Below are 23,704 nucleotides of genomic sequence, written 5' to 3' on the forward strand. Positions count from 1 at the left end.
TACGAAGTCCTGTCATGTAGTTCTAGATTCTACTATTCCCACTAATCACAAAAAGCATGCCAAAAATCCTTTGGCATGCTTTGGGTGATCTACATTTTTTTAATTGACAACATATTGTTGGTACTTGGCATAATCTGCTGCCTTTACTTCAAGCGATAATAATGTACCGCCCTCTTCATAGGCTGTATTAAAAACAGAGGCATATTCATTTAAATAAGAAACAACGTTGCCTTGGTCATAAGGAATTAACATGTCACACGTCACATAATGAGAGAAGATATGCTGACGAATCAATTGTATTAATTCCTCTAAACCGATCCCTTGTTTTGCTGAAATCCACATATTATCACCGCTGACTACAGGGTAAGGAACATCTGCTATATCAGCCTTATTGTAAACATAGATTGTTGGAATGTCTTCTACTCCAACCGCCTTCAGCGTTTCATTTGTCACATCCATCATAAATCCATGCTCTGCATTTGAAACATCAACAACATGGAGTAAAAGATCAGCATCTCGCGCTTCTTCTAATGTGGATCGGAACGCTTTTACTAAATGGTGGGGTAATTTACTAACAAAACCAACTGTATCTGTCAGTAAAAATGTCTTTTTATCGGGTAGTTCAATTTGACGAACTGAAGTTTCAAGTGTAGCAAAAAGCATATCCTTTTCAAAAACCTGTTTATGTTCTTCTTGCCCTATTTGGGCAAGCAACTGATTCATAATGGTTGATTTACCCGCATTTGTATAGCCGACGATTGATACAACTGGGAGTGCATTTTTTCGACGCTGTTTACGTTGTGTTTCTCGTTGCTCTTTAACGTGCTCAAGATCCTTTTTAATTTTAGCAATTTGATCTTCAATTTTTCGTCGATCCAATTCAAGCTTCGTTTCACCAGCACCACGGTTTTTAAAGCCGCCTCCAGTACCACCGCCCTGACGACTTAGAGAGGCATGTAAGCCCACTAAGCGAGGTAGCATGTATTGTAACTGAGCTAATTCCACCTGCATTTGTGCTTCTCGTGTTTTTGCCCGTCTTCCAAAAATATCTAAAATAAGCATTGTTCGATCAATAACCTTCGTTGCTAAATCACGCTCTAAATTACGAATTTGAGAAGGCGACAATTCATCATTAAAAATAACAAGATTTGCTTGCGCTTCTTCATAAAAATTTTTGATTTCTTCTATTTTACCTGTCCCCACATAATGAGACGGTGTAACACGCTCCAAATTTTGCGTGACAACGCCTACTACTTCCACATGCAAGGCCTCTGCTAAATTTTTTAGCTCTTCCATAGAATAATCAAAATGCTCATCATTTCGTAAATTTACGCCAACTAATATGGCCTTTTCAAGTAATACATCGACTTCCTTAATTCTATCCATTAGAAACCTCCCACCAAAGCTTGGTGTCTCTACGACAAATTTTCTTCATTTTACCATATATAACTCTTTTTCGTATCTCTTGATATTCAGCTATTTTTCTAAAAAATGCGCCTCTTAAGAAAAGGCGCATTTTAACTATTTTCTTTCTTCTTTTAGTATTGTCTCTGAGCGAGTGAACTCTTCTTCAATTTCTTTATTTGGTCTATATGTCAGCATACTGACAACAATCGCAACAATTAAACAAACAAAGAAGCCAGGAACAATTTCATATAGAGCACTTGATAAAACATCCACTTTACCCCAAACAAACGCAGTTGCAGCCCCTGTTATCATTCCGCTAAGTGCCCCATAATTCGTGAGCTTTCTCCAATATAAAGAGAGTAAAATAATAGGTCCAAACGCTGCACCAAATCCTGCCCAAGCAAAGCCAACTAAGCTTAAAATGGAACTATCTGGATTCCACCCTAGGATTGCTGCAATAATTGCAACAACTAATACAGCCATACGCCCAACAAACACATAATGTTTATCATCTGCTGTTTTATTAAATAAAGCTTTATAAATATCCTCTACAAGCGCTGAGGAAGTCACAATAAGCTGTGAGGAAATGGTACTCATAACAGCTGCTAAAATAGCCGCCAGCATAATACCGGCTATAAATGGATGGAATAAAACTTGTCCTAGGACAATAAATACTGTTTCAGCGTCTTTCAGCTCACCAGCGTTTTGCTCATAATAGGCTACCCCTACCAAAGCTGTCCCAATAGCACCGAATAAACTTAACATCATCCAGCCAATACCAATACGTCGAGCCTGCTTTGTTTCTTTCACAGAGCTAATTGCCATAAAGCGAACAATGATATGTGGCTGTCCAAAATAACCTAATCCCCAAGCAACTGAAGAAATAATTCCTGCCGCTGTCGCAGTGGCTGGTAATAAATTTAGAAGATCTGGACTAACCGCTTTAATAGAGGTAATTGTATCTCCTATCCCACCTGTTACAAATAGCCCGAATAACGGTACCATAATAAGTGCTAAAAACATAATAAGCCCTTGTAAAAAATCTGTATAACTAACCGCTAAAAACCCACCGAATAGGGTATAGGCAACTGTTACGCCTGAAACGATTAATAACCCTGTGTGATAATCATAACCAAATGAACTCTCGAAAAACTTGCCTCCTGCTACCATTCCTGACGATACATAAAACGTGAAAAATAATAGGATGATAATACCTGAAGCAATCCTAATAAGCTTAGTATTATCACGTAATCGATTATCCAAATAACTTGGAATGGTAATGGAATCATTCGTAACCTGTGTGTAAACCCGTAAACGTGGTGCAACAAGCAGCCAGTTTAAATAAGCCCCTATTGTAAGTCCAATCGCAATCCAAGCTTCCACAAGACCTGATAAAAATATCGCACCTGGTAAGCCCATAAGGAGCCAGCCAGACATATCCGCAGCACCTGCACTTAGCGCAGTAACCGCTGGACCTAAGGAACGACCGCCAAGCATATAGTCTGTTAAATTGGATGTTTTCACAAATGCATACCAACCTATTGCTAGCATGGCGACCATGTAAATAATAATTGCTAATAATTGATACATGTTATCTGACATATTTTCTCCTCCTTTTTTCCTCTTTAGTATCTCCAATTCAAAAAGAATTACTATATTTAAGATACCATGAATATACAATTCCACCTATAAATACTCAGAATTTTTATTAAAATTTTTCCGAATGTCAAAGTAGCCATTGTCTATTATAAAATGTGTTAAACTAGTGCCATCTATTACACAATAAAGTAGGCGAAAATGTATGACATTTGAAGAAATGAAAGCTCTGCTCATTGAGCAAATTTTACAGCAACAGCTTGTGACTGCTACAATCAGTCAACCACGCATGAAATCGAACGAAATCAAACGTATAAAATTAAAGCCATTAATGTTAAAAAATCATTATCATATACAAATTGAATACCAATATGAACGCATTTTAAAACATGAAAATATTGAAGTGGCCGATTTCCCTTACAAGCTTGAAGCCATTTTTGAGGATTATCGTCAAGCACATATCGATTTTGTAGATGAAAAAGTACATGTGCAATTATCCAAAAAGAATAAGGTCCTTTGGAAATCTAATAAATCGACCTCCCCTAAACAAGTCAATTTAGCTCATAATCGAAAAAAAAATTATTTACTATCTGATGACCAGCCCTATCCATTTTTAATTCGGCTTGGGGTACAAACAGAGGAAGGGAGAGTAAAGAAACAAAAATACGATAAGTTTAAGCAAATTAATCGTTTCATTGAATTTATTGATGATGCTTTAACTTACTTACCTCAGGATCGACAAGTGCGTATTTTAGATTTTGGTTCGGGTAAATCTTACTTAACCTTCGCTTTGTATCATTATTTAAAAATCGAAAAGGGCTTAGACATTCGTGTTACTGGTTTAGATTTAAAAAAAGAGGTTATTGAAGAATGTTCAAGAATCGCACAGGATCTAGGCTATGACCAGCTCGAATTTCTTGTAGGAGATATTAATGATTATAATGATGAATCTGCTGTGGACATGGTGGTAACACTACATGCATGTGATGTTGCGACAGACATGGCACTAGCTCGTGCTGTGAAATGGGGGGCCAGTGTAATATTAAGTGTCCCTTGTTGTCAGCATGAGTTAAATCGTCAATTAAATACGCCAGCTCTTGATATTATGTTGCAACACGGTCTTGTTCGAGAACGTTTTGCAGCACTAGCCACAGATGCTATTCGTGCTGAAATATTATCCTTGGTTGGCTATGAGGCACAGCTTTTAGAGTTTATTGATATGGAAAATACCCCTAAAAACATTTTAATCCGAGCATATCAAACAGGTAAAAAACCTAGTGAAGAGCAACGCGCCAGCTATGATGCCTTCTTAAAATTGCTCAATGCCACACCATTTTTAGCTAAAGAGTTAAAAGATTATTTATAATCTACGGGGTACTCCTTCCCTAATAGAAAGGCGATCCATCTTTGAAATGGACCGCCTTTTATTATAGCTCTTGTCGTAAAGCTTGAATCACATCTATTTTAGTCGCTTTGCGTGCTGGACGATAGCCTGAAATCATCGCTACTCCGATACTAATGGCGGCTGCAATAATGACTAATTGCCATGGTATAAGAGAGAATATTATATCATTTGTTGCAAAAGCCTCCTCTCCTGTCGCTGCCTTAAGAATCAATGGTAATGCTGCGTTAGCCGCAAAGCTGATGGCATACGAAATAACAACCGCAATAAACGTTCCAAAAATACCAATAAACGTGCTCTCCATTAAGAATAATCGTTGAATAAGCTTCGGACTTGCACCAATCGCCTTTAACACACCGATTTCACGTGTACGCTCTGTGACAGCCATTGTCATTGTATTAAAAATACCAATAGAAGCAATCAGCACCGCAATCGTCCCTACAAAGATTAAGCCAATTTTTAGTACAAGGAAAAATACATTCATTTGATCTAATTGTTCGGTCACTGAATAGACACTATAGCCTTTACCCTTTAACTTCTCCAAAATCGGCTTTACATTTTCTAAAGTATCCGCATAAATATTAAATTCTGAGTAAAATAGCTCATCTTCTTTGATATCACTATTGGCAGGTATATTTTCAGCTAACACTGACTTTTGTGCTTTATCCATGTGAATGGCGTTATCAACCATCCAATCATAAGAAGGCTTCTCCATCACACCAACAATTGTATAGGCCATTTTTTGCGTTTCATCATTTGTGCCAGTATGAGGCACTAAGGAAAGCTCTATATTTTTTCCAATTAATGATTCTTTATAGCCTTCTTCACTACCATCATAGTATGTTCCTTCTGCTTCAGCCTTTTTACTCTTTTCTTCAATAATATTGCGTTCTGCCGCATTCAATAATGTTTGACCAAAATGATAGCCTACAACAATTTCATTTGGCTTTGTTGGATAGTGTCCTTTTGCAAGCTTGCCGTTCACCTGCTCAAAGTCCTGCATATCCGACAAAATTAAATTAGAGGTTGTATCACGATCACCTAAAAAGGAATGTGCAGAAGCATTCACACTTATCGTTTCAAGCACCGTTTCTACATGGTTCAAATTTTTAATTTCTTGTACTTGCTCTTCTGTCAATTGCTTATCGCCATATACTTGAATTTTCGTAACTGTTTCATTCGAAAGAATTTCATTGCGTAAAGATTCCTGTAATCCAAAACCAACGGATGCTAGCACAATCAGAAAAGCACAGCCCATCGTTGCAGCTAATATCGTCATAAACACGCGCAGCTTATTTTTCTTAATATGTTGTGTTACAAAATCTAGTTGATCTTTAAATAACATGTTAAGCCTCCTCCTTTACAAGTTCGCCATCATACATGCGAAAACGTCTATGTGCTATCGTGGCCACTTCTTCATCATGCGTAATAATGACAAAGGTTAGCCCTAGCTCACGGTTTAGGCTCTGGATAAGCAATAAAATATCTTGCTCGGTTTCTGAATCAAGACTTCCTGTAGGCTCATCAGCAAGCAATATCGGAGGATTTGTGATAAGGGCACGCGCAATACTGACACGCTGTTGTTGTCCACCAGATAATTCATTAGGATAATGATCTGCCACTTCTGTCAGACCAACTTTGTCCATTAATTTCTTTACCCTTTCTTTCCGTACAGCCTTACGTAAGCCCTGTAGTTTTAAAGGTAATTCAATATTTTCGAAAGCCGTTAAACCCGGCATCAACTGAAAGTTTTGAAAAATAAAGCCAAATTGACGTAAGCGAAAAGCAGCACTTTCTGTTTCAGTCAGATGGGCTGTTTCCTTACCATTTACTTTAATAGACCCCTGTTCAGCTTTCATAAAACCAGCAAGAACTTGTAATAAGGTCGATTTGCCAGAGCCACTTTTTCCTACAATGGCAACAATCTCTCCTTTATTAACTTCAAAGTTCACACCTTTCAATACTGGAACCTGTTTTTCCTTCCCTCTTTTACCAATTAAAAATGTATGTTGTAAGTTTTCAACTTGAATCATTTGTTTATAAACGCTCCTTTCTCATTCATTTCCCATTGTAGAAAACAATTCTTAATAAAGAGGAAGGATAAAAATGAAGAAATTCTTAAGAATAAGAAGACTTCCTCATAGTACAAACGTATTTACATTAGCTTTACAATTCATCATGCTATTTCTCTTGTTATTCATCCTATTTTTCGTTGTAATCTGTACCAAACAGAAAAAATTATAAGGTAATTCCTTATTAAATAAGGACTTTACCTGTATCTATAAAAATAAATACAGTCTGTTCCCCTTTCTTTTTGTGAACGAAATAAATATTACAGGAATGTAAATTTTCATGTCGAATATAAAGTTTTTATGTAGATAAATTAAAGATTTTGTTATGATAATAAAGTTTAGAGGTCGATTAATTTTATTTACATCCAGGAGGATTCGATTTACATGCTTAACTCAAAAAAACAAGACCCTTTCTTTATTGCATTGCATAAAATTGCTGAAAATATGAGAGAGGCTGTACATTACGCAAATGATTTTCGTATTAACAGTGTAGCTGACCTAAAAGAGATTAGCATTACAATGAAAAATTACGAAACTGCTGGCGATAAGCTCATTCATGAACTGATCGTAATGCTAAACAAATCATTTATGACACCTATTGAACGTGAGGATATTTTAGAGTTTGCCATTCGTATGGATGATATTTTAGATGGAACAGAACACTGTATTGCACACTTTGAAATGTTTTCCCTGACAGAAATCGATGAATCCATGCGTACGTTCTTAGGGTTTATTTCTAAAAGTGCTGATGAAATTGTTAAAGCGACTGAAGAGTTAAAGAAAAAGAATCTAATTGGCATGCGTCCACACGCAATTCTTATTAAAGACTATGAACGTGAATGTGATGAGGTACAGCGTTCTTCCATTAAGAAATTATTTTTAAATGAAAAAGATCCAATTCGCCTCATTAAATTTAAAGATATATATGAACAACTTGAAGATATCGCTGATCATTGTCAAAACGTAGCAAATACTATGGAAACAATTATCATGCGCAACGCATAATTAGGAGATGGGCACTTTACAATGAACACAATCATTATACTAACCGTACTGGTCGTCATCTTTGCCCTTACATTTGACTTTATCAATGGCTTCCATGATACAGCAAATGCTATCGCAACTTCGGTTTCCACTAGAGCATTGCCACCTCGAGTAGCAATCATCATGGCAGCAACCATGAACTTTATCGGTGCTATTACCTTTGTAGGAGTTGCAAAAGCTCTAACAAAAGATATTGTAGACCCTTTCTCTTTAAATGCTTTTGAAGGTGACACAACCGGTTCAGTCGTTATTTTAGCTGCATTAATTTCAGCTATAATTTGGAATTTATTGACATGGTATTTTGGTATTCCATCTAGTTCTTCTCACACATTGATTGGCTCTATTGCCGGCGCTGCTATCGCTTCTGCTGGCTTTAATGTACTAAACTATGGTGGCTTTACTAAAATTATTATGGCGTTAGTTTTTTCTCCAATACTTGCTATTTGCGCAGGTTTTATTATGATGACGCTATTTAAAATATGGTTTAAAAATTTAAACTTATATCGAACAAATAAAGGTTTCCGTACTATGCAAATTTTCACTGCGGCCATTCAATCATTTACCCACGGGACAAACGATGCACAAAAAGCAATGGGGATTATGACAATGGCGTTAATTGCTGGTGGTTTGCATACAGGAGATGAAATACCGTTCTGGGTGCGTGCAGCAGCAGCAGCAGCAATGGGTCTAGGTACATCGATAGGTGGTTATAAAATCATCAAAACCGTTGGCGGTAAAATTATGAAAATCCGCCCTGTTAACGGTGTAGCAGCAGATTTAGCTTCCGCTACTGTCATTTTTGGGGCTACGTTAGTCCACTTACCAGTATCAACCACACATGTTATTTCTTCATCTATAATGGGTGTTGGTTCTGCACAGCGTGTACGTGGTGTAAACTGGGGTATGGCCCGCAAGATTGTCACTACTTGGATTATTACAATGCCAATTTCAGCCGTTATGGCATCTGTTATTTATTTCCTCTTATCATTATTCTTTTAATAAAAGGCTCCTGTCCAATAGATGGACAGGAGTCTTTCATGTTGTTGAAAAAAGGTAATGTCAACGGCATAATAAGCAATTTGGTAAGACGAGGGGTTGATTTCCGTTCCGCCAGCGTCCTTTCCAGGGGGCGTCCGATGGGCCGCTTCACTCACTGCGTTCGCTCCAGGGTCTCCTCTGTGACGCTAGATCCCCTAGGAGTGACACTGGCTCCACTCCAATCAACCATTCTGCAAAGTGTCTTTTCCTGAACAAAATAGCCCATTATTTATATTATAAGAGAGAATAGCCTCTTACTTTCAATTTGGAGAAGTGATGTGTGACAACACCCCTCCATAAAAGAGTAGTGAATACCTTCACTTTTTTATGGATTGGAGTGGAAGGCTACTTGACTCCCGTGGGAATAGCGAGACAGGCGAGCCTCTAAACGGAGCGGTAGCAGAGGAAGCGGCTCGGCGCTCGCCCACAGGAAAGCAAGTAGCCTGCAACGGAAATCCTTTTTCACCTTTCACATAAATTCTATGGATGGTTTTGTTTTTCAACACTATGAAAGACTCCTGTCCAATATCTTTACTTTGTCACACGACAAAATGTGACACATCCTTTACACTATTTGAGAAGGGGGATGCATTAACAACTATGAAAACTTTTTCGGCATTTATTACAGCACATGCAAAAGCAATCGTAGCGATATGGCTTATTATTTTTCTAGCAATGGCTTATTTTGCTCTACAGCTTCCAGGTAAACTTCAGGGTGATGGCTTTTTTGTTGAAGCCGACCATACCTATGTGACAAATGAGCTAGCAGAAAACTTTGATCTACCATCTGATACGATTTTAATTGTCTTTGATCCAGCTGAAGATCAACAAATGAAAGACACTTTAAAAAAACTAGATAGCATAAAAGACATACATTCAATCCAATCACCTTTAGAAGACTCCTCTTTACGTAAAGATGACATTGCCTATGCAATGGTTCATTTAAAAAATGATGTGGAGAATCTTTCTGACATTGTAGAAAATGTTCGATCATTAATTGAAGAAGACGGCGTTAGCATTACGGGAGGACCCGTTATTTCTGCTGACATTAATACAGCCAGTCAAAAAGATTTAGCTTCCGCTGAAGCCATTGGGTTACCCATTGCCATCGTTGTTCTCTTATTGGCTTTTGGTACAGTGATTGCTTCTATTTTGCCAATCATCATTGGTGTTGTAACAGTTGTTACTGCGTTCGGTATAATGACGCTCCTTAGTGGTAGTGTGAATCTATCCATTTTCGTCTTAAATATTGTCCCAATGCTCGGGCTTGCTTTAAGCATTGATTTTGCATTGTTGTTTATTAATCGTTACCGAGAAGAGCGTGCGCACACCTCTATAGTCCAAGCTATTCAAACTGCTATACAAACAGCAGGGCGTTCCATCATTTTCTCTGCTGTTTGTGTCATGATAGGCTTAGGCGCTATGATCGTTATTGATGTAGAGATTTTTCACAATATCGCTCTAGGAGGTACCATAGTCGTCCTGTTAGCCGTTCTTTCTGGCTTGACACTACTCCCTGCCACTATGATGCTATTAGGAGATAAACTCAATAAATGGCGTCTAATACGCATTAAACCAGGTGGTGCCAATCGTTGGCGTGGCTTTGCAGGCTTTGTCATGAAACATCCAATAGCCATTGTAATCTCTGCTTTATTATTACTTGGCATTGGTATGCTCCCATTAAAGGACATACAACTAACGATTCCACAGGTTGACTCCTTGCCAACTAAATATGATGCACGTGCAGCATATGATAAATTAGATGAAACGTTTGGACTGGGTGAATCATCTACGTTATATTTATTAGCTGAACGAAAAGAAGGCTGGGAGGATGCTGAAGGAAGAGAGCTCATTTATGCTATTCAAGAAAAGCTATTAAAGGACTCCCTAGTAACAAATGTTTCAACAGTCTATACAGCTGCTAACATTCAAACACCTGAGGAGCTTTCTACTTCTTTAGCAATTCCACAGATTGCGGAACAGTTAAAGTCTGTAATGAATACTTTTTCAAAAGATACTCAATTATTTATCCCTATTACCATCGATGCAGCGGGCTCTTCCACTACTGCTCAAAAATTTGCCCGATCTTGGATGGATCAAGATTTAGGTGTAGATTTCGCGCTTGGAGGACCCGCTAAATTCAACCAAGAGATTTTTGATGAAATTTCGAATAAAATAGTTTTGGCTATAGCCATTATCATCATTTCCACATTCTTTATTTTAATGCTGGCATTCCGTTCGATTTTAATACCGTTAAAAGCAATTATTATGAACATTATTGGGCTTTCATCTGCGTTCGGTATACTCGTTTATATTTTCCAATATGGACATTTTGGTATTGAAGCAGGCCCGATTGTACTAATTATTCCAGTCATTGTTTTCTGTCTGGTGTTCGGCTTAAGTATGGACTACGAAGTCTTCTTAATCTCTCGTATCCAAGAAGAATATTTAAAAGGGGCAGATAATACACACGCAACAATTGATGGGTTAACATCCACTAGCCGTATTATTACATCGGCAGCGCTTATTATGATTGTTATTACAGGGGCATTTGCCTTCACAGACGTGATGCCTGTAAAACAAATTGGTGTTGGTATAGCCATTGCCGTTGCTATTGATGCGACGATTATTCGTCTTATGCTTGTGCCAAGTCTCATGAAATTATTTGGTGATTGGAACTGGTGGCTACCTTTTTCAAAGAAAAGTAAATAAAATCATTAAAATCCGCCTCCTTTAGGAAAAGAGGCGGATTTTTCAATTAAACATAGATACTGTTATACCATTCTTTTGCTGCTTGTACTTCCGGCATTGTTAGCTGATGACCAAAATTAAACCAAGCTGTCGTGACCATTGCACCTGAAGACGTTAAAAGCGCTTCTAAATCCTCAGACTCCTGTGCTGTACACATCGGATCATTCGTTCCAGCACCGATAAAAACAGGCGTAGAAGAAAGTTGAGGTAATTCTATTCCACGTCTTGGTACCATTGGATGATGTAAAATAGCTCCTGCTAATGCATCAGCATAGTGGAATAATAAGCTTGCTGCAATATTAGCGCCATTTGAATAGCCAATCGCTACAATTCGTTGGCGATCAAAGCCATATTGCTGTGCCGCCTCCTGTAAAAAGTCATGAAGCTCTTTAGTTCGAAAGATTAAATCCTCTATATCAAAGACGCCTTCTGCTAATCGACGGAAAAATCGCGGCATCCCATGCTCAAGAACATTTCCACGTACACTTAAAATATTGGCTGTTTCATCTATTTCTTTTGCCAACCCAATTAAACTTTCTTCATTACCACCCGTGCCATGTAACAATAGCAACGTCGGTTTTGTTTCATCTGTACCTTTATAAAAAATGTGTTGCACTAACAATCACCTCTCGATTATCTTGAATTCGAGATAATTGTAGCCTGTGGCAAAATTAAATTCAAGCTCTTTGACTTATTAATTTCTCGATTTTCTCGATTCGGCTGTTCCTCATGGTTTTTATAAAAATTAGTAATGGTAAAAACTGAAAATAAACATGCCACGATTAAAACAACAATTACAATTCCCACTAATTTTTTTCCGTTCATTTATGATGATCCCCCGTATGTTTATTTCTTTGTACGAAAGCCTTCTTCTAGTAAATATTCCTTTGCCGCGTCATACGTACCAAATGCCTCTTCAAGATTTTCTCCATGATACACATTCCAAGAACGTTGCTCAAACGCTAGCTGTAATTTCACACCATCTCGGCTATGCCAAATCTCTACAATCGGCTCCTGCTCTTCTACTTCTTCTGATAAATACTGAATAGAATCCTCAATAATCTCACGTAGCTGTTGCTCATCGTAATCACGGATATTCACTAATCCTTTATCAGTAGCCTCTTGCTCATAGCGTAATAAATCCCCAACAAAGACAAAGCCATTGCCATTTGGGTGAAGCTTTTCCACTACAATTGTCTTTTCATAAAGACTATCCATATAGTGATAATTTAAGCGTTTTAATGAAATCTCCTTTTTTGTTAGTCCAGAAAACGATTCAATAATCGCTTGTTTTTGTTCAAATGTTAGCATATTAAAAATGCTCCTTTTCTTTACAATCTATCTTACAGTATAACGTATTTTTTACTGTTATATCGTGTAGTTTCTAAATCATTTTTGCCCAAAAAGTAGGACAAGCTTACATTGATAGCTTGTCCTACTTTCCCTCTTATGATGTTTGATTAAATATCTTTTCGCGTGTAAATTTTATCACTTGTGCTACATACAATTCTCGATAAGGAACAAATTGCGTGGTGCCAACTGGTCTGACAATTTTCACTCGTTGACCATCAGGGAAATACTCGTACCCTTCAATATTAAGTGTTGTTGTTTCTCCCAAGAAGAAAGCCTCAGCCTCATTTAGCCTTGCTCTCACTACACCTGATACTTCCTCGTACTGTAAATCAAAGGAATCCCAATCGTGCTCGAAAGGGTATATGTAGACATGGCAAAATTCATTGTCAATCATATTTTCGGAAACGATACTACAAGAGGTCATGCCCATTTTGACAACTTCATGGACATCTATCTGGAGGCCTAATTCTTCTTTTACTTCTCTGATACCTGACTCCACAGTCTCAATCGCTAAAAGATGTCCTGCTGCTGTAATATCGAGTAAGCCTGGATAATCCTTTTTCTGTGAGCTACGTATTTGAAAATAAATATAGTCTTCATTGACAAGCCAGCAATGAAAAGTCTCATGCCAAAGCCCTTTTTCATGTACTTCTGCTCTCGTAGCTGTCCCTATTTGCTCATGCTGCTCATTAAATACCTTTACAATTTCTTGTTCCATTGTTTCGACTCCTATACTGACTTCGTCGCTTTTTTCTTAATCGCATTACGTTGATCATAAATATTGGATACGATAACCTTTAATACTGCATAAAATGGTACAGCGATAATAATTCCAATAAAACCTGCTATATTACCTGCTGCTAGAATAATTGTAATCACGGTTAGTGGATGGATATCAAGGGATTTCCCCATAACATTAGGTGTGATAAAGTTGCTATCAATTTGCTGAGCAACAAGCGTCACAACGGATACCCACACAACTAAAATAGGATCCTGAATAACTGCTACGATCAGCGCTGGCGCAAAGGCGATCCAAGGTCCGATAAATGGAATCATGTTCATAAAGAACGCGAAGATTACTAGCAGCAACGAATAGTCTAATCCAATAATTAAATAGCCGACATACATAATAAGTGCTAATAAAAAACTAATTTGCAGTTGGCCCTGAATATAAGTACGTAATACATCATCAATTTCACTTAACGTTTTCTTTACCCATTGCTGACGTTCACCACTGAAATACTTATAGATGGATGGTGCAAATTTCTCATGATCCTTCAGCATAAAAATAAAGAAAAACGGAATTAATATAGCTAATAACGATACGGACACTATGGATTGTAAAAAAGACATAAATCCTTTACTCGCCACTACTGCAACATCTTGTACTGAATTCGCCATTTTTTCAATAACATCATTTAATTGCTGTGGGAAGTTATCTTTATTTTGCGTTACATAGTCTGTTAGTTGCTGAATGCTTGTGCTAATGCTTGTACTAATCATAGGGGCATTCTTCACTAATTTATTGATCTGCTCAGCAATCGGATTACCAATAATCCAACCAAAAATCCCTACAATGGCTATTAGCCCAAATACAATCGTCAAAATACTTCCCCATCTAGGAAATCTACGTTTTTCTAAAAATCTCTGGATCGGTTCTGTCACATAATAGAGGACACCGCCAAGTAGTAAAGGGACAAAAATAGCTTTTAATATGATGACTAATGGTGAAAAAATCCAATGAATCTCTATAAAATATTTAATGATTAGTAGTGTAATTAATATCCCTACACCTACTTGAAACCAAACTTTCCTCGTCACTTTTATTCACTTCCTTTTTTCACAGTTACTGAAAATACTACTGATATATTACCCATTTCGCAAGTATCCTAGTATTTTTAAACAAAATCAATGATACTACTGGACGACATTGCTACATGCGCACAGCTAAGCCATGCGTCCAGATTTTTCGAATTTGCTTGAAAAATCAACTTTGACAAACTAAAAAATTCGCTCACTTCCACAACGCTTAGCATGGAAGTGTAGCGAATTTACGTAATCAATTATAGTGAAGAATCGTCTACTGAATTTAAGTATTCCTCAATTTCCCCGATAACCGATTCAACACAGCCATCTTCAAATGGTGAAATTAAACCTGCCTCTTTTACCAGCTTTGTAAAGGACATAGAACCACCTAAGCCACATAGATGAATATAGTCTTTCCAAGCCGATTCAAATTCTTCACGTGAGCGTTTCCAGAACTGGAATGCACAAATTTGGGCTAACGTGTAATCAATATAATAAAATGGACTTGCATAAATATGACCCTGACGTTGCCATATGCCTCCAGCCTCTAGGTAGCTGTTATGATCATAGTCGCGGTGTGGTAAATATGTTTCCTCAATTTTTTTCCATGCTGCTTTACGTTCAGCCGGCGTCATTGTTGGATTTTCATAAATAACATGTTGGAACTCATCTACTGCAACACCATATGGTAAGAATAAAAGACCACTACTTAAATGCGTAAATTTATATTTCTCTGTATCCTCTTTAAAGAACAACTCCATCCAAGGCCATGTGAAGAATTCCATACTCATCGAGTGAATTTCACAAGATTCATAGGTCGGCCATAGATACTCTGGAATGCCAATGTTACGGCTTGAATAAACTTGGAAGGCATGTCCTGCTTCATGTGTTAATACATCGATATCACCTGACGTACCGTTAAAATTCGAGAAAATAAATGGAGAATGATAGTTTTCAATAAATGTACAATAACCACCACTCTCTTTCCCTTTCTTCGCTACTAGGTCCATTAAGTCATGGTCAATCATGAAATTGAAGAATTCTCCTGTTTCAGGTGATAATTCCTCATACATTTTCTTACCATTCGCCACGATCCACTCTGGATCTCCTTTTGGAGCAGCATTACCTGATAAGAAGTTGAATGCTTCATCATAGAATTTAAAATCTTCAATTCCAATACGCTTTGCCTGACGCTCATATAGCTTCGTTGCCACAGGTACAATTAAATCACGAACCTGATCACGGAATTTTTGAACCATTTCCGCATTATAATCAATACGATTCATACGAACATATCCTAGCTCAACATAGTTGTTATAGCCTAGTTTAATCGCAATTTCATGACGTACTTTTACAAGCTCATCATATAAACGATCGAAATCATCTTCATGCTTCGCAAAGAAACCGAAACGGGCATCAGTTGCTGCCTTACGTGTTTCTCGATCAGTTGATTCTGCAAACGGACCAAGCTGAGCAAGTGTTAATGTCTCCCCATTAAAGTCAATTTGTGCAGAAGCTACAAGCTTATTATACTCAGAAACAAGCTTGTTTTCTTTTTGCATTAAATCAATAACTGCTGGTGAAAAACCCTTAATTTGATAGCTTGCAAGGTCAAATAATTGTTGACCCCACTTCTCTTCTAATTGCTCACGGAATGGTGAATCAATTAATGCTTTATAATATTCAGTCGTTACTTCTTCTAGCTCTGGGCCTACTTCATCGAAATAATCGCGTTCTGCTTGATAAAATTCATCATTCGTATCGATTGAAGCGCGAATGTATACTAAGTTAGCCATTGTCGCAAAGTCATTACTGATGGCATTTAGCTTCTCAATTACACCACTTTGCTCATCTATTGATTGTGCATGTTTAAATTGCTCGATAAGTGCTAATTGCTGTTCTTTCATCGCTGCCACATTTGGACGGCTATACTGATAATCTTTAAACGTTGTCATTGAAGTCCCCTCTTTCTGTCCTATACCCCGTGATATTTCTATTATATGCCAAATGGAACCTATTAAGAAACAATTATCTATTTTTGTAGTGGTGTTTTTTACGAGAAAGCACTAGAAATGATTACGCCTCAATGAAAGTACTTTAATAGCCAACAATATACGTTTTTAATAAAGCGGCTCTTTCTCTCAATCTTAGTTTAGCTTCTACTGACTTTGGTGTTTCGGCTGCGACGACATCCACTTCGAAATCTAAAGTTTCTGCTAAATACTTGGCGCGTTTCAAATGAAAGTCATTTGAAACGATGGTGATTTTCTTTGTATCTTTCGGTAATAGTTCTTTGGAAAATACTAAATTTTCATAAGTGGACGTAGACTTGTCCTCGACGATAATCCTTGTAGCCTTGATACCGTTCTGTTCTAAATATTCTTGCATAACAGATGCCTCTGTTTGATCTTCATCAGGTCCTTGCCCCCCTGACACAATGACCTTAACATGAGGGTATTTTGTTAAGTATGGAACTGCCACCTCTAATCTACTCTTTAATGAAAGTGATGGTACACCACCCGCCTTTACTTTTGCCCCTAGTATAATCATATAGTCAGCAGAGCCTTTTGCACTTGGTTCAACACCCTGCTCTATTTGTTTTCCCAACCAAATATAAAGAACCATTCCAATGCTTACTAGAAGTACACTTCCTCCAATTACCCATTTTTTCACAAATCACCCCTCCTTTACCTTTTATTAACGCAGCTAAAGAAAAAAGGATGCTTGTTGACCAAGCATCCCATAGTGTTGAAAAACAAAACCATCCATAGAATTTATGTGAAAGGTGAAAAAGGATCTCCGTTGCAGGCTACTTGCTTTCCTGTGGGCGAGCGCCGAGCCGCTTCCTCCGCTACCACTCCGTTTAGAGGCTCGCCTGTCTCGCTATCCCACGGGAGTCAAGTAGCCTTCCACTCCAATCCATAAAAAAGTGAAGGTATTCACTACTCTTTTATGGAGGGGTGTTGTCACACATCACTTCTCCACATTGAAAGTAAGAGGCTATCCTCTCTTATAATATAAATAATGGGCTATTTTGTTCAGGAAAAGACACTTTTGCAGAATGGCTGATTGGAGTGGAGCCAGCGTCACTCCTAGGGGATTTAGCGTCACAGAGGAGACCCTGGAGCGAACGCAGTGAGTGAAGCGGCTCATCAGACGCCCCCTGGAAAGGACGCTGGCGGAACGGAAATCAACCCCTCGCCTTACAAAATTGCTTATTATGCCGTTGACATTACCTTTTTTCAACAACATGGGATGCTTGTTGACCAAGCATCCTGCATAATTATCTCAATATAAAGCGTTTAATAGACTCCTGTAAGGCTGATATTTCATCAGTTAGATCATTGGAAGACTCACTAACAAGCTGGATTGCTCGTTGCTGCTCATCTACAGACGCTGTTACCTCTTCAGATGCAGCAGCATTCTTTTCACTAATCATTGCAATGCTTTCAATCAACTGCATAATAACATTCTTGGAGCTATTTAAATATTCTACACCCTCTGCCATATCTCCTATAATGGCTATTATTTTTTCAACAGCCAATTTAATTTCTTTAAAAGATAACGCTGTCACCTGAACCGAATCATTTTGCTGATGCACAATAGCATGCGTTTTCTGCATCTCATCATTGACTAACTTCGTTTCACTTTCAATCCCCTTTATAGTGGTGCGGACGAGCTCTGTCGCGACTGATGTTTGATCCGCAAGCTTACGTACTTCTTCTGCAACAACTGCAAATCCTTTACCATGTTCTCCCGCTCTTGCGGCTTCAATAGAGGCATTAAGAGCCAGTAGGTTTGTTTGGTCGGAAATTTGCGTAATTGTCTCTACAATACCTTCAATTTCATGCACTTTGACTATTAAACTGCCAAAAACAGATTGAATGTTCTGAATAATATCGAAAGATTCCTGTGATGTCTCTTTTAAACTATCTAGATTAACGAGACCTTCTTCATTTGATTTTTTCATATGCTGTGATGCATCCAACATTAAATCATTTTTATCGTGCAATCCTTCAATTTGCTGAGCAAACTCAATAGCTGTTCGATTTGTATCCTCCGCATCTGATGCTTGCTTGACTGCACCTTTAGATACTTCATTGATGGCTTTGACGATTTCGTCACCATAGGCATCCGTCTCTTCAGCCACTGCTGTTAGGTTCGCTGATGTCGATTGTATTTCTACAATCGCTTCCTCCACATCTGAAATAAGCGTTTTGAGTTGATTTACCATTTCATTAAAGCCCTCATTTAATTGTCCAATTTCATCTGAACGCTGTAAATGCTCAATCTCTACAGTTAAATTCCCTTGCGCTACTTCTCGCACACGCATCGATAATTTTTTAACTGGTAATGCCAGATGTCTAGATACTAAAATGACTACGATTGTCCCGATAATAATCGCACCCACTAATGTCACACCAATCACTAACAATAAAGAATTTGCCCCTTCGTTAAAATCTTGCATATATGTACCTGATGCGATTACCCATCCCCAATGTGGATCTTTCTCCGAATAAATAATTTTATCTGCTAAGACATCCTGACCTGGTAGCTCAAATTCATATACTGTAAAACCACCACCAGCAAGAGCTTTTTCAGTCACTTCCCGAATAAAATAATTTCCGCTACTATCCTGGTCATTCCAAAGATTATCCCCTTCTCGCGTTGGATGTGTTGTTAATGTCCCCTTATCATCCAATACATAAATATAGCCATATTCTCCTAAATCACCAGGATAATTAATAGGGCGTTTCCCTTCGCTATCTTTAGGTCCAAGAAACGCCTCACGTACTCGCTCCTGTGCAACTTCTAAAGGAATGTCACCTTTTTCAACACTCTCATTGGCAAGCTCAATTATTTGCAAAGCTGATTCTACGCTATTGTAAAGTACTTGCTCACCAATTTCCTCCATGCCATTCTTAGCCTTACCGTAGCTAACTATACCAATTATTAAACTTGGAATAATCAGTATTGCTAATGAAATAATAATCAATTTCCCCTGTATTGAACGTAAAAACCTCATACTTTAGCCCCCCTATTTCGTTCAACAAATATTACTTTATATTATGTTATGGTTTGAAAGTTTTCACAATGGGTAAAACACAAATTATTTTCTAATTTCCCTTAATATGGTTTATTTAGACATTTACACACTACTATCTCCTATTAAAAAACTATTTTTCTACAAGACCTATGCTTATAGAAAAATAGTTTCAAGGTCATCATAATTTGAATGTATTAATCGTATCGATAACTTCTTTAGATGTCTGATCTAAAATGGTTACAACTTCATTTAATTCCGAAACCATTGCTACTTGTAAGTCAGAGGAAGTTGCAACTTCCTTTGTTCCTAGCACACTATGCTTCGCAATATCATTCATTTGCTCTATAGTAGCTAATATTTCCTCAGAGCCAGCTGACATTTCCTCGATCACAGCTGAATCATCTTGAATTTTGTTATTTACCTCAATGACTGATTGCAATATTTGCTCTAAGCTTACACCAATATATTGCACCGCTTTATTGCCTGCTTGTACGTCTACTGTACTGCTCGACATCTCTTGCAATGCTCGATCTGTTATTTTCTTAAAGCTTTCTAAATGCATGTGTATTTCGTCAGCTGATGATTTAGACATCTCTGCAAGTTTACGTACTTCGTCCGCCACAACCGCAAATCCTTTACCTGCTTCCCCAGCCCTCGCTGCTTCAATCGCCGCATTCAAAGCAAGTAAGTTTGTTTGATCGGCAATACTCGTAATGATCGTCACCATCTCTTCAATAGAACGGAACTTCTCGCCCATCTCCTCGACATGATTAGCTGTACGTAAAACGGAGGCTTCTACATTTTGAATTTGTGATACAACTTCTTGTGAATGACCAACACTTGTTTCAACTAGACCCGTCATAGCTGAAGATGACTCGGCAATTTCAGACGTAGTATCAGCTAGACGTTGAATACCAATCGACATTTCGTTCATCGTTAAGACAACCTCTTGATTGTTTTGCTGCTGCTGCTCACTCCCCGCAGCAATTTCGATAATACGATCCGCAATTTGAGCGTTTGATGTTTCCACATGATGAGTTGTCTCATCAATCTTTTGAACGACACTTTGTAAAGCTAATGTTCGTTGTTGAATCGTGTGGAATGTTTCTTTTAAACTTTGTAGAGACTCCTTAAAGGATTGAGCAAAAATAGTAATCTCATTTTCTCCTGTCAATTGAATTTCCTCTACTGCCATAGATGCCTTAGCAATATCTCCTTGTGCAAAGTTTTGTGCGGCAACACCTAAATTTGTTAAAGGCTTCAACGCTCGATTGATATAACGATACATAATAAACATAACAAGTCCTATTAAAGCTAATATAACGACAATTAAAGCAGGTAAAATGGCTGTTAGCACAGCATTTGTCACACCACTTACCTCTGTTGCCTCTATATCTACCCCTACAAAGGCAACAATATTTCCTGAGGCATCTTTCAATGGCACAGTACCTGATAAATAATCGCCAAAATCGCTATGTAAAATATCGGAGTAGTAGTTCCCCGTATCCATTACCTTTTTTAAATCTTTATAATAGGTGGAAGCAGATTCATCTCCTATAACGCCAGCATTTTCTTGATCATCTACTGGCATACCATCCACTAAAAATCGAACCTTTTTATCTTCCTTTGGGACTGCGAAAGTATAGGCATACAGAACCCCATTTATTTCACGCAATTCATTGAGTTCTTGCCTTAGCTGCCAATATAATTCAGATTCCTTTGGGTCCTGTGAGAGTTGTTCATATTCATCTGCGTTCAAACGTTTTGCAATATTCTCAGCAACTGCAACTGCCTGTGTTCCCATTGTTTTATTAACAGATGATTTCGCTGTATATATCGTTGTTACAATGAAAAAGGCTAACAAAGCTAATAGCATAACAAATGACATTAGCACAATTTTATTACTTAATTTACCTGTCGCTCGCATACTTTCCTCCTTTAATACGCTGATATATTAATATCTTACTATTACTTATTGTACTATTTATTTCACTATTTCGACAATATAACTATGCTATTATACTTATCCAAAAAACTAATGCTAGTAAAGTAGCGAGCAGTGTTGGAATTGTAAGAATGATGCCGATTCTAAAATACTGTCCCCAGCTAATTTTAATGCCCTTTTGAGCCAATATATGAAGCCATAATAATGTCGCAAGTGAGCCAATCGGTGTCATTTTCGGACCTAAATTTGTGCCAATAACATTTGCATAAATGAGCCCTTCCTTCATCATACCAGTTGCACTTGTTTCAGAAATGGCTAAGGCATCAATCATAACAGTAGGTAAATTATTCATCACTGCAGACAAAATTGCCGCAACAAATCCCATCGTCATGGTTGCCACTACAAAACCATGCTGTACCGCTTGCTCTAGTAAACTGGCTAGCAATCCTGTCATCCCTACATTTTTTAATCCATAGACCACCACATACATACCAATGGAAAAGAACACTATATTCCACGGCGCTCCTTTTATGACCCTCTTCGTATCTACAACCTTACTACGCTGTGCAAGCGATAAGAAAATAGAAGCAACACCGCATAAAACGAAGGATACAGGAATGTGTAGAACTTCACCGACCACGAACCCTACTAATAGGATGGCGATCACATACCAAGCTATCGAAAATAAGCGAGGATCTCGAATTGCCTGCTTTGGATGCTCAACCGCCTCAAGAGAATAATGCTGTGGAATGGACCGTCGAAAAACAATATACAGTACAACAATACTGGCCACTAAAGAAAAGAAATTCGGTACAACCATATGAATTGCATACTCTATAAAGCCGATTTCAAAAAAATCAGCTGATACAATATTAGTTAAATTACTTATTACAAATGGTAAGGAAGTTGTATCTGCTATAAAACCACTTGCCATGATAAACGGAAAAATCATTTTTTCAGTTAAATTCAGTTTTCTTACCATTGCTAACACAATGGGAGTGAGTATTAAAGCCGCTCCATCATTAGCAAATAGGGCCGACACAACTGCCCCTAGGCAAGCAATATAAACAAATAACCGAATTCCGCTTCCCTTCGCAAGTCGTGCCATGTGCAGAGCTGCCCATTCGAAAAAACCAATTTCATCTAAGATTAGCGAAATTAAAATAATGCCAATAAATGATAACGTCGCATTCCAAACAATTCCAGTTACTGCTAACACATCATGCCAGGTAACTACACCCATTAGTAAGGCAATCGCCGCCCCTATACAGGCTGACCAGCCGATAGATAGTTTACGTGGTTGCACTATGACAAAAAATAATGTGACTAAAAATAAACTAATGGCTAAAATACTCTGCATCGTTTTCCTCCCTAATTAAAAACCAGTAGCTAATTTGCTACTGGTTTACTCACTTCATTTATCGATTTATTCGCCCAAATCTGCATTGTGGAAGACATTTTGTACATCCTCTAAATCTTCTAATGCATCGATTAGTTTTTCAAACTTAGCTACATCATCGCCAGTTAAGGCAACTTCTGTTTGAGGTAGCATAGAAAGCTCTGCTACTGTAAATTCTGCAACCCCTGCAGCCTTTAACGCTTCTTGTGTCGCAAAGAATTGATCTGGCTCCGCATAAATAATAACCGCGTCATCCTCTTCTAAAATATCGCGAGCATCAAGATCTGCTTCCATTAAAATTTCAAGTACTTCATCAGCCGTTTTACCTTCTAAGCCAATAACTGCAGTTGAATCGAACATATAAGCGACAGATCCACTGACACCCATGTTCCCGTTATTTTTACCAAATGCCGCACGAACATCTGATGCTGTACGATTCACATTGTTTGTTAAAGCATCCACAATAATCATTGTGCCGGCTGGTCCAAAGCCTTCATAACGTAATTCATCAAAGTTTTCATCGCCGCCACCTTTTGCTTTATCGATGGCTTTTTCTATAATATGTTTTGGAACACTGTATGTTTTTGCGCGTTCGAGCACTACTTTAAGTGCACGGTTTGACTCCGGATCTGGTTCGCCTGATTTAGCTGCCACATAAATTTCTCGCCCGAATTTTGCATTAATACGGCTTGTGCTTTGATCTTTAGACGCTTTCTTTTCTTTAATGTTGTTCCACTTACGACCCATTGTTTCCACTCTCTTTCAAATATAAGTTTATAAAAATGATAGATACGCAGTTGCACATCTGTAAATGGTAATTAAATACTTATCGTATCTTTACTCT

19 protein-coding genes are annotated in these 23,704 nt (G+C 37.9%); 4 read left to right on the plus strand and 15 right to left on the minus strand.

All coding sequences use genetic code 11. The annotated features are described in order from the left end of the window. Positions 1-99: 99 nt before the first annotated feature. Together hflX and putP are read right to left on the minus strand one after the other, a co-directional pair. Entirely contained in the window at positions 100-1,386 is a 1,287-nt protein-coding gene (gene hflX / locus MHI04_RS20450; protein WP_249646074.1) for a GTPase HflX, read from the minus strand. Between the two features lie 135 nt (positions 1,387-1,521). Further along, the gene (putP, locus tag MHI04_RS20455; RefSeq protein WP_249646073.1) at positions 1,522-3,009 is read right to left on the minus strand and encodes a sodium/proline symporter PutP; all 1,488 of its coding nucleotides are present in this window, start codon (positions 3,007-3,009) and stop codon (positions 1,522-1,524) included. Positions 3,010-3,208: 199 nt separating this feature from the next. Here putP and MHI04_RS20460 point away from each other — a divergent pair, with 199 nt between their 5' ends. Further along, positions 3,209-4,369, plus strand: coding sequence for an SAM-dependent methyltransferase (locus MHI04_RS20460; RefSeq protein ID WP_249646072.1), 1,161 nt, complete (start codon positions 3,209-3,211; stop codon positions 4,367-4,369). 61 nt (positions 4,370-4,430) lie between these two features. On the opposite strand, the gene MHI04_RS20465 is transcribed toward MHI04_RS20460, so the two are convergent. Together MHI04_RS20465 and MHI04_RS20470 are read right to left on the minus strand one after the other, a co-directional pair. Further along, on the minus strand, positions 4,431-5,750 hold the full coding sequence (locus MHI04_RS20465; RefSeq protein ID WP_036128417.1) for an FtsX-like permease family protein: 1,320 nt from the start codon (positions 5,748-5,750) through the stop codon (positions 4,431-4,433). 1 nt (position 5,751) lies between these two features. Next, positions 5,752-6,438 (minus strand): ABC transporter ATP-binding protein, encoded by a 687-nt coding sequence (locus MHI04_RS20470; protein WP_036128420.1) that lies wholly within the window; start codon positions 6,436-6,438, stop codon positions 5,752-5,754. 423 nt (positions 6,439-6,861) lie between these two features. On the opposite strand from MHI04_RS20470, the gene MHI04_RS20475 reads away from it, so the two are divergent. The 3 genes from MHI04_RS20475 to MHI04_RS20485 all read left to right on the plus strand — a co-directional run bounded on the left by MHI04_RS20475 (position 6,862) and on the right by MHI04_RS20485 (position 11,271). Then, positions 6,862-7,482, plus strand: a complete 621-nt coding sequence (locus MHI04_RS20475; protein ID WP_036128422.1) for a DUF47 domain-containing protein — start codon at positions 6,862-6,864, stop codon at positions 7,480-7,482. 21 nt (positions 7,483-7,503) lie between these two features. Next, positions 7,504-8,520, plus strand: a complete 1,017-nt coding sequence (locus tag MHI04_RS20480; RefSeq protein ID WP_058844748.1) for an inorganic phosphate transporter — start codon at positions 7,504-7,506, stop codon at positions 8,518-8,520. A gap of 639 nt (positions 8,521-9,159) precedes the next feature. After that, positions 9,160-11,271: an MMPL family transporter gene (locus tag MHI04_RS20485; RefSeq protein WP_271911177.1), complete on the plus strand. Its 2,112-nt coding sequence runs from the start codon at positions 9,160-9,162 to the stop codon at positions 11,269-11,271. A 46-nt stretch (positions 11,272-11,317) separates the two neighbouring features. On the opposite strand, the gene MHI04_RS20490 is transcribed toward MHI04_RS20485, so the two are convergent. The 11 genes from MHI04_RS20490 to MHI04_RS20540 form a co-directional block, all read right to left on the minus strand. After that, entirely contained in the window at positions 11,318-11,926 is a 609-nt protein-coding gene (locus tag MHI04_RS20490) for an alpha/beta hydrolase (RefSeq protein WP_036128466.1), read from the minus strand. Positions 11,927-11,943: 17 nt separating this feature from the next. After that, entirely contained in the window at positions 11,944-12,135 is a 192-nt protein-coding gene (locus MHI04_RS20495) for a hypothetical protein (RefSeq protein ID WP_036128468.1), read from the minus strand. 21 nt (positions 12,136-12,156) lie between these two features. Further along, the gene (locus tag MHI04_RS20500) at positions 12,157-12,621 is read right to left on the minus strand and encodes a hypothetical protein (RefSeq protein ID WP_036128470.1); all 465 of its coding nucleotides are present in this window, start codon (positions 12,619-12,621) and stop codon (positions 12,157-12,159) included. A gap of 136 nt (positions 12,622-12,757) precedes the next feature. Beyond that, entirely contained in the window at positions 12,758-13,381 is a 624-nt protein-coding gene (locus MHI04_RS20505; RefSeq protein ID WP_036128472.1) for an NUDIX domain-containing protein, read from the minus strand. A gap of 11 nt (positions 13,382-13,392) precedes the next feature. Continuing rightward, positions 13,393-14,484 (minus strand): AI-2E family transporter, encoded by a 1,092-nt coding sequence (locus MHI04_RS20510; protein WP_036128475.1) that lies wholly within the window; start codon positions 14,482-14,484, stop codon positions 13,393-13,395. Positions 14,485-14,726: 242 nt separating this feature from the next. Beyond that, positions 14,727-16,424 (minus strand): M3 family oligoendopeptidase, encoded by a 1,698-nt coding sequence (locus tag MHI04_RS20515; protein WP_036128477.1) that lies wholly within the window; start codon positions 16,422-16,424, stop codon positions 14,727-14,729. Between the two features lie 142 nt (positions 16,425-16,566). Continuing rightward, complete coding sequence (locus MHI04_RS20520) at positions 16,567-17,127, minus strand: YdcF family protein (RefSeq protein WP_101966906.1); 561 nt, start codon at positions 17,125-17,127, stop codon at positions 16,567-16,569. A 625-nt stretch (positions 17,128-17,752) separates the two neighbouring features. Beyond that, entirely contained in the window at positions 17,753-19,495 is a 1,743-nt protein-coding gene (locus MHI04_RS20525; RefSeq protein ID WP_342535130.1) for a cache domain-containing protein, read from the minus strand. A 199-nt stretch (positions 19,496-19,694) separates the two neighbouring features. Next, on the minus strand, positions 19,695-21,443 hold the full coding sequence (locus MHI04_RS20530; protein WP_342535131.1) for a methyl-accepting chemotaxis protein: 1,749 nt from the start codon (positions 21,441-21,443) through the stop codon (positions 19,695-19,697). A gap of 82 nt (positions 21,444-21,525) precedes the next feature. Further along, positions 21,526-22,821, minus strand: a complete 1,296-nt coding sequence (locus MHI04_RS20535; RefSeq protein WP_036128494.1) for an arsenic transporter — start codon at positions 22,819-22,821, stop codon at positions 21,526-21,528. A gap of 66 nt (positions 22,822-22,887) precedes the next feature. Next, the gene (locus MHI04_RS20540; protein WP_036128496.1) at positions 22,888-23,607 is read right to left on the minus strand and encodes a YebC/PmpR family DNA-binding transcriptional regulator; all 720 of its coding nucleotides are present in this window, start codon (positions 23,605-23,607) and stop codon (positions 22,888-22,890) included. Between the last annotated feature and the right edge of the window lie 97 nt (positions 23,608-23,704).

The organism is Lysinibacillus sp. FSL K6-1151, assembly GCF_038630755.1.
Classification (GTDB): domain Bacteria; phylum Bacillota; class Bacilli; order Bacillales_A; family Planococcaceae; genus Lysinibacillus; species Lysinibacillus fusiformis_D.

Bases quoted from the DNA above. Each gene is read 5' to 3' on its own strand.
- hflX (WP_249646074.1), bottom strand. From the start codon at position 1,386: ATGGATAGAATTAAGGAAGTCGATGTATTACTTGAAAAGGCCATATTA.
- putP (WP_249646073.1), bottom strand. From the start codon at position 3,009: ATGTCAGATAACATGTATCAATTATTAGCAATTATTATTTACATGGTC.
- MHI04_RS20460 (WP_249646072.1), top strand. From the start codon at position 3,209: ATGACATTTGAAGAAATGAAAGCTCTGCTCATTGAGCAAATTTTACAG.
- MHI04_RS20465 (WP_036128417.1), bottom strand. From the start codon at position 5,750: ATGTTATTTAAAGATCAACTAGATTTTGTAACACAACATATTAAGAAA.
- MHI04_RS20470 (WP_036128420.1), bottom strand. From the start codon at position 6,438: ATGATTCAAGTTGAAAACTTACAACATACATTTTTAATTGGTAAAAGA.
- MHI04_RS20475 (WP_036128422.1), top strand. From the start codon at position 6,862: ATGCTTAACTCAAAAAAACAAGACCCTTTCTTTATTGCATTGCATAAA.
- MHI04_RS20480 (WP_058844748.1), top strand. From the start codon at position 7,504: ATGAACACAATCATTATACTAACCGTACTGGTCGTCATCTTTGCCCTT.
- MHI04_RS20485 (WP_271911177.1), top strand. From the start codon at position 9,160: ATGAAAACTTTTTCGGCATTTATTACAGCACATGCAAAAGCAATCGTA.
- MHI04_RS20495 (WP_036128468.1), bottom strand. From the start codon at position 12,135: ATGAACGGAAAAAAATTAGTGGGAATTGTAATTGTTGTTTTAATCGTG.
- MHI04_RS20500 (WP_036128470.1), bottom strand. From the start codon at position 12,621: ATGCTAACATTTGAACAAAAACAAGCGATTATTGAATCGTTTTCTGGA.
- MHI04_RS20505 (WP_036128472.1), bottom strand. From the start codon at position 13,381: ATGGAACAAGAAATTGTAAAGGTATTTAATGAGCAGCATGAGCAAATA.
- MHI04_RS20515 (WP_036128477.1), bottom strand. From the start codon at position 16,424: ATGACAACGTTTAAAGATTATCAGTATAGCCGTCCAAATGTGGCAGCG.
- MHI04_RS20525 (WP_342535130.1), bottom strand. From the start codon at position 19,495: ATGAGGTTTTTACGTTCAATACAGGGGAAATTGATTATTATTTCATTA.
- MHI04_RS20530 (WP_342535131.1), bottom strand. From the start codon at position 21,443: ATGCGAGCGACAGGTAAATTAAGTAATAAAATTGTGCTAATGTCATTT.
- MHI04_RS20535 (WP_036128494.1), bottom strand. From the start codon at position 22,821: ATGCAGAGTATTTTAGCCATTAGTTTATTTTTAGTCACATTATTTTTT.
- MHI04_RS20540 (WP_036128496.1), bottom strand. From the start codon at position 23,607: ATGGGTCGTAAGTGGAACAACATTAAAGAAAAGAAAGCGTCTAAAGAT.